Here is a 13450-nt window from a genome sequence, read left to right as displayed (position 1 = left end):
CGCTCACCCGACTCGTCCGGCCCGAGCCCGGCTTATGTCGCCGCGGTCGGGTCGCCCACGTGGCACACACCAGGGTGGTGGGTTCCACCGGCAGCCGAAGGTGATGAACGTGGTCCCTGCGATCAGCCCGTCACCGGGGTGGGCGTCCGGGGCGCCCGGAGGGTCGATCGGGGGGGTGCTGTCCGTCACACCGTCGTCCACCACCGGGCGACCCGTGGGCCGCGGGAGGGACAGGGCCACGAAGTCTCCGTCCTCCTCGCCGTCGGTCACGTGCACGGCGACCGCCTCGACGATGTCGACCGTCCCGTCCGACCCGGACGAAGGGATCTCGACCCGGAGCTGGAGCCCGGAGCGGTCCTGGCGCGCCAGCTCCGCTCCGGCCGGCTCCTCCAGTCGGACGACGAGCGGATGTATCAGCGACCCGGCGCCGATATACCGCCCGGTCCCGCCGGTGGCGTCCACCTCATAGACAGATACCTCCGCGCGCTCCATCCAGACAGTGTGTCGACGCCCGGCGGCGGTGTCATCAGCCCGGCGCGGTAGGACGTGACCCGCGCGTACAGCGAGGTGTGTACAGCGAGGTTGACGCCACCGGCTGACGAATTCGCCACCCGCTGCGGCCAGGCTGCACCACACGTCGGCCTCTCGGCTTCTTTCCACGCTCGACGAAGCGGTCCGGCCGGGGACAACAGCATCCATTGATGACCGGTGTCGGTGAGATCAGTCCGCCCCGGTCCGAGAAAACAGGAGACACAGCCATGGCATCGAAGACATTCCGTACCGTCGCCGGTGGGCTTCTCGCCGCCGCCCTCGTCACCGGAGCCGGTATGGCGACGGCAGGTCCGGCCGCCGCGGCAGGACCCGCCGTCGCGACACGTCCCGCGACCGCCGGCGCACTTCCGGCCGGCGCCGTCACGACGCTCGCGATCGCGACCGCCCCCAGGACCCGGGGGATCTTCCCCGACCCCATCTCGTGCCTCGTCGCCGGCGCGCTCAGCGGTCAGGCGTACGAGTGCAACTGGTGGTTCTTCCTCGGCTTCTGGGAGCTCAAGTACTGAGGCGCGGGACCACCCCGAAGCACGGCCCGAAGGACCCGACACGGATCCCGTGAGTCCGCGACGAGGCTGTCGAAGGAGTGACGTCATGGCAGGCAGGCGGTTCGTGGTCGTGACGCTGCTGTTGCTCGCCTCCACGCTCACGGGGACGGGCGCTTCGGGGCTTGCCGCGGCGCCGCAGGCCGGCCCGGAGCACCAGGTGAACGATCCCGGGGATGCCGACTCTGGGCACGCATGCACGCCGCAGGCGGCGATCTGCACCCTGCGAGCAGCGATCGAGCTCGCCAACAAGGCGCCGGACCGCGACGTGATCACGTTTCGGACGCCGATGACGATCCGCCCCACGTCGGTGCTGCCTGTCGTCGTGCATCCCATCGTGATCGACGGCCTCGACGCACCGGGGAGCCTGAGTCCTCGAGTGGAGATCACGGGGTCGCTGCTGCCGCGAGGTCAGGCGGGCTCGGCAGGTCTCGTGATCGCCGGCGGTGACAGCGTGGTCAGGGGCCTCGTGGTCAACGACTTCCCTGGTAGCGGCATCGTGCTCCGAGGGCCACAGGGGCTGAACGCCGTCGAGTCCTGCTACATCGGCACAGACCTGACCGGCGAGGCGATGCGCCCCAACGGGACACGCTCGACCGTGGCGGACGAGAACCTGGCGTCGGGGATCAGCATCGAGGGGTCACCGGGCAACACGGTGGGCGGTACGCGACCGGCGGCGCGCAACGTGATCTCAGGAAACGTCGGCTTCGGCGTCGGGGTACTGGGATGGAACGCCGTCGACAACGTCATCAAGGGCAACGTGATCGGGACATCGGCGAGCGGGGTGCGCGCGTTGCCGAACGAGGTCGGCGTTGCGCTGACCACCCCGTACCTGGACACCCGGCGTGAGCTTGCGGCGAGCCGTACCACCGTGGGTGGCCTGACGGCCGCAGAACAGAACGTGATCTCCGGCAATCTCGGGTTCGGAGTCATGGTCCGCGACGGTGTGGACAACCAGCTGCTCGGAAACCTTGTCGGCGTGGGCAGGGACGGCACCACCAGCGTGCCGAACGGCGGCGGCGTCCTGGTGACGGCCGGTGCGCTGCGCACGATCGTCGGTGACTCCCGGATCGGGGCAGGAAACGTCGTCTCCGCGAATCTCGGGTCGGGGATCCGCATCCTCGGCGGAGCATCCGAGACGAGCGTCGTGGGGAACCGGGTCGGGCTCGACGCCGCCGACGCTCCGCGAGGAAACGCGCAGTCGGGCATCGATGTCGAACAGGCATCCCTGACGACGATCCGCGACAACGTGATCGCGTCGAACGGTCTGGCCGGGGTCCTCGTCGCAGGATCTGACGATCCTGTGCTTGCGCCCAGGAACACGGTTCTCGAGACGAACGTCATCGGCACCGACAGGACCGGCCTGCGCGACCTGGGAAATGCTGGTCCAGGGGTGTGGCTGCAGGGCGCTGTCGACACCCGGATCGGCGCAGCGGCGGCAGGACTCGGCAACCGCATCTCCGGAAACGACCAACAGGGTGTACGCGTGGCCGGTGCGTCACGCAACACGGTGATCGCCGGCAATGAGATCGGTTCCGGTCGGAGGACCGGCCCGGCAGGGCCACGGAACGAGTACGCGGGGGTCGCGATCAGCGAAGGGAGCACCGACACGACGGTCGGGGCACCCAAGGACGTGAAGCCGCCGCCGGGCTGCTCCGTGGCGTGCAACCTGATCGTGGGAAACGGGACGAGCGGCGTGGTCGTGGCGGACGCCACGACGGCGCGAGCGACCGTGCGGGCCAACGTCATCGCCGGCAACGCGGCACTGGGCATCGACCTGCGCTCCCCGGACGCCACCGCGGCACAGGTCACGCCCAACGATCCGAGAGATGCCGACAGCGGGCCGAACGGCCTGCTGAACTTCCCGGTGGCGGTGCTCGCGTACCGCAACCCGGACAGTTTCGAGTACGGACAGCAGTTCGGCGTCCGGGGCGCGGTCGAGGTCACCGGAGTGCTGACCACAGGCCCGATCGGCACCCCACGCGTGGACGTCTACGGCCTGCCTGCGGACCAGGTGGTCCGTGATGACACGTCACCGGCGCGTGTCATGGGCACCAGCTATGGGCAAGGCCCGGAGTATCTCGGCGAGGCGTTGGTGCTCAGCGACGGCACGTTCCGCCTGTGGGTGACGAGCGCGCAGGCCGCGGCGTTCGTGACCTACAGCGCGACCGTGACGGACGGCGACGGCAACACGTCGGAGTTCTCGGCCGTGTGCACACCACTGAAGGGCTCGCGCCCTGACCGGGATCGGGACGCGCTGTGCGACGAGTGGGAGACCCAGCCGCTGGACATCGACGGGGACGCCTCGCCGGACCTCGACCTGCGCAAGCTCGGGGCGAGCGCCGTGCGCCCCAACGTGTTCCTCGAGGTCGATGCGGTCCTCCCTGCGTGGATGCCTGGTCGCGGCCCGCTGCTCGACGTGCAGGCGGCCTTCCGCGCCGCTCCCCGGCAGGGTATCGATCTGTGCTTCGTCGGAGGCTGCGGGGCCGTCGGCGGTGCGTCCGGCCTGACCGACGAGCTGACGTCCGTGCGGCCCGGGTCCCCGGGTGACATCACCGTCAGCACGGGGCTCCTGACCGGCGCCGGCTACGCCGATCTTCGCGACGGGCTTCCCGAGGACCCCGCCGATCCGGAGACGTTCTGCGACGGGAACTTCGGCACGGCTGCCGACAGAGCACATCCACCGGGAGACATTCACGCGTGCTGGGCGCGGCTCCTGGCGAAGCGAGTGACCTTCCGATACGCCCTGTTCGCCGACGAGCAGGCTGACCAGAGGTTCCGAGGCAGCGGAGGCGTCGGCGAGTTCGGTGGCCACGACCTCGCGGTGACACTCGGTCCGTTCAAGGCGCTGCCGTCGGCAGGCGCCCCCGGTCAGCTCACCATCCACGATGTCGCGGGTGTGCCTCCGTGCGCACATCAGGCGTGCTTCGAGCGGCTCCAGGCGGACACGCTCATGCACGAGCTCGGCCACACGCTCGGACTGCTCCATGGTGGCGACGACTCCCGTGCTTTCAAGCCCAACTACCTGAGCGTCATGAACTACCTGTTCGAGCATCAGCTCTACCTGCCAGGGCGGCCGCTGGACTACTCCCGGCGACGCCTGACCACCCTCGACGAAGGAGCACTGAACGAGCCCGACGGAGTTCTCGGCCCGACACTCGCCGCGCACGACCCGGCCGTCGGCCGGTGGCCGGGCACCGTCAGCACGGTCCGCATCTCGAACCCTCTCCGCACCGACTTCGACCAATGTCTCTGGCAGCACCAGCCGCTGAAGCCCGTCGACTGGAACCAGGACGGCAGCAACACCCAGACCGGCATCGGGTGGGGCATCAACGATCCCGACCTCCTCCCTGACCCCGTCGGACCCGAGCTCTGCGAGAACCCGGTCCGCGAGGTGATCGACTCCTACGACGACTGGCGCAACCTGGACTTCAACCACCGGGTGATCGATCGGCGGGAGTCGGGGCAGCAGAACACTCTCGCTGCGGTGCTGCGAGGTTCTGCCCCGAGCCTGGAGGTGCCGATCTCCCTGGCGGAGCAACGACGGCTCACCGCCGAGATCGACACGGACGGCGACCTCGTCCCGAACAGCCGCGACAACTGTGTGACGGTCGCCGACGCGGACCAGCTCGACAGCGACGACGACGGCATCGGTGACGCGTGCGTGTCCTTGGTCCGGGACCGTGACCTGAGCCTGGCGATGGCCGCCGACCCCGAGACGGTGACGGCCGGTGGCGACGTCACCGTGACGCTGCGGCTCCGCAACGACGCACCGCTGGAGGCCACCGACGTCGTCGTGCGCACGCGGCTGTCGCCGAACCTGAAGGTGTTGTCCGCCGCTGCGTCGCTCGGGACCGTCCGCACCACCGGACGCATCCGATGGGTGGTGCCGGCCATCGCCGGCCAGACGACGGCGACGCTCACCATCAGGGCGCGTGCCGTCGGGGCGGAGTCGACGAGCACGGCGGAGATCATCTCGGCCGGCCAGCCGGACCCCGACTCGAAACCCGGGAACGGCAGCCCCGTCGAGGACGACCTCGCGACGATCCGCCTCACGGACACCTTGCCGCCGTCGGACCTGTACCTCACCTCGACGCTCGAGCCGAGCACCGTGATCCTGCGTGAGCCCTCGACGGCGACCCTCCTGCTGGTCAACATGTCGTCGGTGCCCGTCCGGGACGTGCGGATCCGGCTGTCACACCCGGCGACGGTCACGCTCGCAGCCCTCTCGACGAGCGCGGGGTCCTACGACGCGACCACCCGGGAGTGGACGGTGCCCGTCATCGCGGGCCAGGACTCGGCGACGCTGAGGCTCGACACGTCCGCTGCCACCGTGGGCGAGTTCCCCCTGTCGGCCGAGGTCGTCGCCGCAGACCGCCCCGACGTGGACTCGACACCCGGCAACTCGGACCCGGGCGAGGACGACTCGACCGTCACCACGCTCACGGTCCGCGCCGGTCCCGACGGAGCGGGCAGTGCTGACGAAGCGTTCGGCGACGGCGGGTTCGTGCGCCTCCCGTCGCCCACGTCCATCGCGTTCGACGCGACGCAGGCGCCCGACGGAACGGTGATCGCGGTCGGACGGAGCCAAGCCATCTCCGGTCGGCACAAGATGTGGGTCGCCAAGCTCGCGCCCGACGGCCGGCTCGACACCACGTTCGACGGCGACGGGATCCGGACGTACGACTTCACCGGTGTCATCGGCAGAACAGTCGAGTACCCGGACTCCACCGCGTTCGATGTCGACGTGCAGCCTGACGGTCGCATCCTCATCAGCGGACAGGCCTTCGAGAAGGGCAGCCCGCTGCCGGTCGGGGTGCTGATGCGACTGCACCCCGACGGAACACCGGACGCCTCGCTGACCACGAAGGGCCCGCAGTTCCACGCCGGCAGCCCCGGAGTCGTCCTCAGTGACTGGATCGGTCGGATCTCGCGGGTGGACGTCCAGGCCGACGGGCGCCTGGTTCTCCTCGGAGATGCCGGAGACGGCCACGCCATGCTGGTGGCACGCCTCGAGCCGGACGGTGCCGTCGACCGCTCCTTCGGAGCCGGCGGGCTCACGACTCTCCCGTACGTCGTCAACGGCCGGCCGGAGACGTTCGACGGCGGTCCCGACCTCGACGCGCTTCCTGACGGTGGCTTCGTGGCGCTGCGTACGGGCCATCTTCTGGCACGGCTGGACCGCAACGGCAACGTGCTCTGGCGTGCGGACCTCGGCGGGTCCCGAATCGAGAGTGCCGTCACCGATGTTCCTCCGCCACCGTGCCCGACGCCGCCGTGCCCCGGCCCGTGGCTCGCCGTCGCCGGCGGCACCGTTGACCAGAACGCCGAAGGTCTCCTGTTCCGGCAACTGCGGTACGGCCTGGACGGCGCATTCATCGGCCCCTCGTCCTCGCCGTTCTCCACGCGCAGGGGCCAGGTGGGCAACGACATGACCGTCGCCCCTGACGGCAGCGTCATCGTCGTCGGGCACGTCAGTGCGGTCGAGCACCCGGAGGGAGGCCTGCGGTATCCGGTCAGTCCCGCGATCGCCCGTTTCGTCGGACCAGATGTCGCGGGCACCGGCTTCGGCGCGAGCATCGCCGGCTTCGACGGAAATCTGCGCTCCGTGATGATCGACGCCCAAGGCAGGGCCCTGGTGGCGGGAGACTGGGAGAAAGGCGCTCTGGTCGGCCGGTACCTCCTGGACGGCTCCTCGTGACCGCGCTGCTCCGCGTCCCTCTCGAGCGGGTGTGGCCCGGCACCCGACCAGGCGTCAGGACGCCTGCGAGACAACCTTCCTGGAGCCGCCACCGTGACACGCCCGTACGCACACCGCCCCGACGCCGAGTGGGCCGCCGACCGCTACACGCACACGTCCGAAATGGTCGAGTTGGCCGGCCAGACGCTCGTGAGGCTGCAGGACCGGGCGCGCCCGATCGTCGTCAACTCCGGGGTGGACGCGGCGTGGGAGTCCACGGCGCTGGGCTGGTACCTCGAGGTCCCCCTCGACGAGCTCCGAACCCACGTGGTGCGCGGCGCGGGCTTGGTCCGGCACGGACTCGAACTCTCCGAGACGCTCGGGTTCGGGCTCCCGAGCATCCAGCGCTGGTCGGCGTTCGCGCTGCTCGCTGGTGACACCGAGGCGGCGGCCGAGGTCGGACGGCGCCTGCCCGCGTCGCCACCGGTCTACCAGCCGAGCGACGAGTACCCCGAGCTGCTGGCCGCCCTGTGCACCGGCGAGGACGCAGCGGCCGCCCGCCTCGCCGCGGCCCTACGCACGGCCCTGGACGACCCCGGTACCCCACCCGTCACGGTGCGCGGGTTCGCCCACCTGGACGAGATCGCCACCGCGGTCGCCGCACGCGACCAGGACACCTTCGCCAGCGCTCTGCACGCCCGGGACGCTGCCGTCGCCCGCGACTACTCCCGCAGCATCGAGCGCCGCCGCTCGTGGTTTGCTCTGCTCGACGACCGGGCCGTGGCGCTCGCCCGGCTCGGAGAGATCCGAGGGCTCCAGATCCCCGACGACGTCGCGAGCGTGCCGCGCGAGCTCCTCCTGGCGGTGCGCTGACACGAGCTGCGCGCCCGACGTCGTGGTCATCTTCACCGTGCCTACTCCGCCCTCCTGAGCGGCAGAGAGACCTGTTCGGCCCGTCGGCCCTCCTGATACGGTCCGGGACGATCCTGACGGGGTGACCCGCGCTGGCCAACGCGAGGAGATGCCGACCGGTGCCCGACCCCGATGCGCGGCACGCCGACGTTCACGTCGATGACCTGACACCCGACCTGCTCGGCGAGCGGGCGCCTGAGCGGGTCGTCGCGCTCCCGCCGCATCCTGAGCCCGCCACCGGCGATGCCCCGAGGGTCCGGCGCATCGGCCGGGTGCAGCTCGTCGCGTCGATCGTCGTCCTCGCGCTGCTCGCCGGCTGGGGGGCGTGGGCCGGCTGGCGCCACTGGCGCGGCGCGCCGGCCTCGCTCGAGGTCGACGGCGTCCCGATCAGCAACGCCGAAGCGGTGCTGGCCGGCGCCGAGCAGGCGTTCGGCGGCCTGGTCGAGACGGACGGCGGGACCGTGCCGGACGGCGCCGGGTGCTGGTTCGCGCCGAGAGCGGACGACTCCGCCACGGACGCTCCCCGGGTCGCGTGCGGACCTGTCCTGGTGGGTATTGCCGGAGACACGGAGCGCTGGGTCGTCGGCACCCCGAGCTTCGGTGCGGCACCGGACGTCGGCTCCGGGCCTCGCGTCACGGGGACGTTCGACGGGTTCCGCGGGACCGCCGACCTGCGGCCCGGGCTCCTGCGCCGGCCCGACGGTGCGCGACCGCCCACCGGGCAGCCGACCCTCGGCACGGAGGTGGTCCGTGACCAGCAGGGCCGCGTCGTCTCCGGGCTCGGGCCTCTGATCGACTCGGCGGATCTGCGCCTCTCCGCCGCGACCACCGCCGCGGGTGCCGCCGTGACGGACAGCACGCGCTGCTACGTCGGTGTCCGCGAGGTGCGCCGCGCCAAGGTCGTGACGCGGGTGTCCGACAGCATGCTCCTGTGCGGGCCGGTGCTGCTGACCAGCTCGGCGCCCGGGGCGCTCTGGGTGTCCGTCCCGTTCTCGACGACGGCCGGGGACACGATCGTCGAGGCCGACGTCACCGACGTGACGCTCACCGCCGTCACGTCGACCGCCCTGCTCCCGGAGGGCGTCAGCCTGTACCGCCCCGACGGTGCCGAACCCCCGGCGGACGCCGACGAGCTGGAACCGCCCGACGCGGAGCCGGTCGATCCGGGCACCGTCACCGTTCTCCCGCGGCTGCCCGAGGTGCCCGACGGCGTGGACCTGGTGCCGCCGCCGGACGACACCAACGCGCGGCTGATCACCCCCGCACTCGCCGTCGAGCTCACTGGGCTTGCACGGGTCCCGCAGCTCGGAAAGGGACGCGAGGCCGTCGTCGCACCACCGGGCGAGGAGCTCGTCGTCGCCCGCCTCGGGCTGCGGACGCTCGACGAGGACGCGCCGGGTCGCGGGACGGCGACCGTGGTCGTCGACGGTGCACGGCTGCCGGTGCGGGACTGGAACGACGCTGCCGACGGCGGCGCGCTCGTGGTCTCCGTCCCCGTCGGCGCGCAAGCGGTCGGGCTCGAGGTGCTGTGGCAGGAGCGCACGCAGGCGGTCTCGCTGCTCACCGGCGTGCGTGCCCCCGGCTTCCCTGCCGCGCTGTACCGCGCCCGGACGTCCGCAGGTGTCGGCGCGCCCGCGTCGGTCACCCTGCCGCTCCCGGTGGGGAAGCCCGCACGTGCCGGTGGCGCCGTCGCGGAGATCAGCCTGGACGCGTGGAGCTCCGCGGACGGCTGGGCGCCCGTGGGGCAGGCGTTCCTGTCCGTGGCGGTCGACGACTGGGCCGTCGACAGCCCGTGCTGCGAGATGCGGGACCTCAAGCTCACGTCGCGGTGGGTCGTGGTCCTGCCTGACGGCACGACCCTCCCGGCCGACTCGGGTCCGTCGGCGCGCCCGGAGAGCCTGCGCTTCACCGTCCCGGAGACCATCTCCGCCGCGACGCTGCGGCTCGAGGCGGAGGCAACCTGGAGCACGGACGCCGGCCCCGCGGCGGCCTCCGGGGTGGCCGACGTGCCGATCGAGGCGCCACAGTGACCGGGGGCCCGGACGTCGAGCAGCAGACCGAACACGCCTCGCGGCCGCGCACGGTCCTCGGGCTGGTCGTCTCGGGTGCGGTGTTCCTGTCGAGCGGCGCCGCACTCGTCGTGTACATCCTCACGGGCGCGCCGCTCGCGCTCGTCCTCGCGCTCCTGGTGGTCGGCGGCGGCGCGGTCCTCGCCGCGACCTTGTGGGGCGACCCGGAGGCCCGCAGACGCTGGCTGACACGTGTGCGGGTCGGCGTCCCGGTCGGGCTCGTCGCGACGCTCTGCTACGACCTGAGCCGGTGGGCGCTCGTCGAGGTCGCCGGCTTCTCCGCGTCGCCGTTCGTCGCTTTCCCGCTGTTCGGGCAGGCGCTCATCGGCTCAGGCGACACGGCCGGCCGCACCCTCGTCGGTGTCGGTTTCCACCTGCTCAACGGCATCGCGTTCGGCGTCGCCTACACCGTGTGGTTCGGCCGCCGGCCGTTCTGGGCGGGGATCGTGTTCGCGCTCGGCCTCGAGGCGTTCATGCTCGCGATCTACCCCGGTTGGCTCGACCTGCGCACCCTGCGGGAGTTCACGCAGATCTCGCTGCTCGGGCACATCGTCTACGGCTCGGTGCTCGGGCTGGGGGCGAACCGGCTCCTGCGCCGGTGGGAGCCTGCGCCGACCGGCGCGCGTTCGCGGGACGCCGGATGAACGGCCTGATCCGCTGGGCAGACCGGCAGTGGCTGGTCTGGCCTCGGCGCCTGATGGCCCGCTGGCCCGCGTCGCGGGGCTTCGCGGGGGACGGTCACGTCGTCGTGACGGTCCCCGCGCTCGCCGCCGTGCTCCCCGGCGCCATCACCGTCGTCGGACTCGTCGCGGGCCTGCTCCGCCTCGGGTACGAGGACGTCTACACCGAGTCGGTGGTGCTGCTCGCGCTGATGATCGGGATCGGCGCGTTCTCGAGCCAGCTCGGGGTGCTCGTCGTCGTGGGCTTCTGCGTGGGCGACCTCATCTCGGCCGAGATGCCCGCTCCCACCCCGTACTCCACCTCGCCGTGGTTCTCGGGCGTGCTCGGCGAGGGACCGCTCGCCGTGTTGGTGCACGGCTTCCTGCCGCTCCTGATCACGTACCTGCTCCTGACCGCGGGGGTGGTCCTGCTGCCGCGGGCGGCACGAGCGGTCGTGCTGTCCGTCGGACGGGGACGGGTGGTGCCCCCCGTGCTGTCATGGCTGCTGGTGAGCGCGCTGCTGCTGGTCATCGTGTGGCTCGGCACCGACGCGTGGGTCGCGGGAGCGCCGACGCTCGTGCGCCCGCTGTTCACGTGGGCGCAGCCCAACGGGGCCCCGACGGTCGAGGCCATGAACGCGTTGCAGGGCTCGGGCGGCGTCGTCGTGGCGGCCGCCGTCGGCGCGACGCTCGTGCGCCAGCTCTGGCTCGGCGCGACGATGCTGCCCGGCCTCCTGCAGGACCGTCTCCGGGCCGCCGAGGACAGCGCCGACCCGGGCGACCCCGCGGTCCCGACGCGTCGGACACCTGGCGTGGTCCGCCGGGTGACCGCAGCCGTCGCGACCTCGTTGCTCGCCACGCTCGCACTGGCCGGGATCCTCGAGCGGGTGTGGCTGTGGTTCGCGGCGTTCGGGGTCCTGCTCGCCGTTCGACTCCTGCGCACGGACGAGTGGAGCCTCCCGTGGCTCGACCGCTGGCGGCGGGTCGCGAGCCGGCTGCCGGCGTGGGCCCGGCTGCTCGCACTGTGGCTGATGTCGCGCGCGGTCCTGCAGGGCGTGTCCAACGACCTCATCGGCAGCTACACGGCGCTCGCGGTGTTCGTCCTCGTCAGCATCGTCGTGGTCTTCGTGGTGTTCCCCGGCGAGCCGCGCGCCGCGAGCGAGCCCACCGCGGAGCGTGTCCCCGTCGGCGGTGCCTCGTGAGGAACCCCCGACGTCCGGGCGCCCGCACCTCCCGGAACGTGCGCCGGGCGCTGCGCGTCGCCCAGCTGGCGTGTGGCGTGTGGACGACCACCGCGGTCGTCTCGCTGCTCACGGCAGCCCCCGCCGCAGCCGACAACTGCTCAGCCTTCACGGACTGCTTCGGGGTGGCCAACTCCGCGGTCGAGGCGGCGTTCGGCCTCTCGCTGCTCGCGGTGCTGTCGATGGTGCTCGACTTCGTGCCGTTCGTCGGGACCGGCAAGGGCGCGATCGAGGCCGTGACGGGGCGCGACCTGCTGACCGGGCAGGAGCTCGCGCCGTGGGAGCGGGCGCTCGGCATCGTGCCGTTCCTCGCGTCCGCAGGGGTCGTCGCCGGGCTCGCGAGGCACCTCGACGACCTGCCGCACGCCCCGCGCGTCCCGGACGCCCCGCATGCGGCCGACGTGCCGCACCACACACCGCCGGCGCCGCCGCGGCTCGCCCAACCGCCGCCTGTGGGTCGGACCTACGCCCACCCGCCCGAGATGCCGCGGCTCGTCACCGACTACGGCACAGCGACCCGCAGGTCCGAGCGGGCGCGGATATCCGAACAGCTCGGCGAGCTCGGCGCCCGCCAGTACCTGCGTGACGTCTCCGGCGATCCGAACCTCGCGCTGCTGCGTCCCACGTCCCCCGCGGACGTGGCCGACCTCGTCCGGCAGTTCGGCGACGGCGAGCCGTGGGACGTCGCCGTGGCGTTCTCTGGGAAGAACGTCACGAACGTGGTCCACTTCGACGGCTCGACCCTGCACGTCGTGGAGGCCAAGGGCGGGGGCTCGGGGTACGCGGACCGGCAGTCCGTCTTCGTCGACAGGACGCGTCGCATCGACCAGACCGACCCGCTGTACCCGCGCGACGTCGCGGACAGCATGCAAGGATCAGCGATCGCCGACGGGCGCCAAGAGATCGGCAGCCTGATCGAGGAGGCCTACAGCGATCTGCAGGTCCGCTACGTCGGGGTACGGACCGGTCCCTACGCTGAGCTGCTCGCGGGCAACCCTACGATCACCGTCGAGAAGATCTTCCTGGAGCCGCCACCGTGACACGTCCGTACGCGCACCGCCCCGACGCCGAGTGGGCCGCCGAGAGCTACACGCACAAGTGCCAGATGATCGACAGAGCCGGCCAGACACTCGAGCGGGTCCAGGACCGGGCGCCCACGTACCTCGTCGACAGCGCGGTGGACGCGGCCTGGGCGTCCACCGCGCTGGGCTGGTACCTCGAGGTGCCCCTCGACGAGCTCCGGATCCATGTGGTGCGTGGCGCGGGGTTCGTGCGGCGCGGGCTCGGGCTCCCCGGGACGCACGAGCTTCAGTTCCGGAGCATCGATCGCTGGTCGGCTTTCGCTTTGCTCGCCGGGCAGATTGAGTCGGCGGGCGAGGTCGCGCGGCGCCTGCCGGTGTCATCGTCGGCCCCCCAACCGGCGGACGACTACTCCGCGCTGCTGGCTGCGCTGTGCACCGGCGACGACGCAGCGGCCTCCCGCCTGTCTGCGGCGCTGCGCACGACCCTGGACGACCCGGGTACCCCACCGGCCGCGGCGCGCGGGCTCGCGCACCTGGACGAGATCGCCACCGCGGTCGCCGCACGGGACCAAGACGCCTTCACCAGTGCGCTGCGCACTCGGGACGCTGCCGTCGCCCGCGACCACTCCCGCAGCATCGAGCGCCGCCGCTCGTGGTTTGCTCTGCTCGACGACCGGGCCGTGGCGCTCGCCCGGCTCGGTGAGATCCGAGGGCTCGAGATCCCCGAGGACGTCGCGAGCGTGCCGCGCGAGCTCCTCGTGGCGGTGCGCTGA

The 13450-nt window shown here is 72.1% G+C and carries 9 protein-coding genes; 8 read left to right on the top strand and 1 reads right to left on the bottom strand.

Annotated elements, in window-relative coordinates:
* Positions 1 to 3 precede the first annotated feature (3 nt).
* On the bottom strand, positions 4 to 492 hold the full coding sequence (locus tag ACVW07_RS11645; protein ID WP_456819405.1) for a hypothetical protein: 489 nt from the start codon (positions 490 to 492) through the stop codon (positions 4 to 6).
* A 266-nt stretch (positions 493 to 758) separates the two neighbouring features.
* On the opposite strand from ACVW07_RS11645, the gene ACVW07_RS11640 reads away from it, so the two are divergent.
* The 8 genes from ACVW07_RS11640 (at position 759) to ACVW07_RS11605 (ending at position 13450) form a co-directional block, all read left to right on the top strand.
* Entirely contained in the window at positions 759 to 1058 is a 300-nt protein-coding gene (locus ACVW07_RS11640; protein WP_456819404.1) for a hypothetical protein, read from the top strand.
* Between the two features lie 85 nt (positions 1059 to 1143).
* Positions 1144 to 6795: a right-handed parallel beta-helix repeat-containing protein gene (locus ACVW07_RS11635; RefSeq protein WP_456819403.1), complete on the top strand. Its 5652-nt coding sequence runs from the start codon at positions 1144 to 1146 to the stop codon at positions 6793 to 6795.
* A 93-nt stretch (positions 6796 to 6888) separates the two neighbouring features.
* Positions 6889 to 7647 carry a hypothetical protein gene (locus tag ACVW07_RS11630; protein ID WP_456819402.1) on the top strand — a complete coding sequence of 253 codons (759 nt, stop codon included), beginning with the start codon at positions 6889 to 6891 and terminating at the stop codon, positions 7645 to 7647.
* Positions 7648 to 7805: 158 nt separating this feature from the next.
* On the top strand, positions 7806 to 9716 hold the full coding sequence (locus tag ACVW07_RS11625) for a hypothetical protein (RefSeq protein ID WP_456819401.1): 1911 nt from the start codon (positions 7806 to 7808) through the stop codon (positions 9714 to 9716).
* Positions 9713 to 10399, top strand: coding sequence for a DUF6789 family protein (locus tag ACVW07_RS11620; protein ID WP_456819400.1), 687 nt, complete (start codon positions 9713 to 9715; stop codon positions 10397 to 10399). Before ACVW07_RS11625 ends, ACVW07_RS11620 begins: the two co-directional genes overlap by 4 nt.
* Positions 10396 to 11616, top strand: coding sequence for a hypothetical protein (locus tag ACVW07_RS11615; protein WP_456819399.1), 1221 nt, complete (start codon positions 10396 to 10398; stop codon positions 11614 to 11616). The genes ACVW07_RS11620 and ACVW07_RS11615 overlap by 4 nt, the downstream gene beginning before the upstream one ends.
* Positions 11613 to 12695 (top strand): pre-toxin TG domain-containing protein, encoded by a 1083-nt coding sequence (locus ACVW07_RS11610; protein ID WP_456819398.1) that lies wholly within the window; start codon positions 11613 to 11615, stop codon positions 12693 to 12695. Before ACVW07_RS11615 ends, ACVW07_RS11610 begins: the two co-directional genes overlap by 4 nt.
* Positions 12692 to 13450 (top strand): hypothetical protein, encoded by a 759-nt coding sequence (locus ACVW07_RS11605; RefSeq protein ID WP_456819397.1) that lies wholly within the window; start codon positions 12692 to 12694, stop codon positions 13448 to 13450. The genes ACVW07_RS11610 and ACVW07_RS11605 overlap by 4 nt, the downstream gene beginning before the upstream one ends.

Source organism: Cellulomonas sp. URHB0016 (assembly GCF_054057935.1).
This window is presented reverse-complemented; position numbering and strand designations above follow the sequence as displayed.

Coding starts and splice junctions, on each gene's coding strand:
- ACVW07_RS11615 (WP_456819399.1), top strand. CDS start 10,396: ATGAACGGCCTGATCCGCTGGGCAGACCGGCAGTGGCTGGTCTGGCCT.
- ACVW07_RS11640 (WP_456819404.1), top strand. CDS start 759: ATGGCATCGAAGACATTCCGTACCGTCGCCGGTGGGCTTCTCGCCGCC.
- ACVW07_RS11635 (WP_456819403.1), top strand. CDS start 1,144: ATGGCAGGCAGGCGGTTCGTGGTCGTGACGCTGCTGTTGCTCGCCTCC.
- ACVW07_RS11645 (WP_456819405.1), bottom strand. CDS start 492: ATGGAGCGCGCGGAGGTATCTGTCTATGAGGTGGACGCCACCGGCGGG.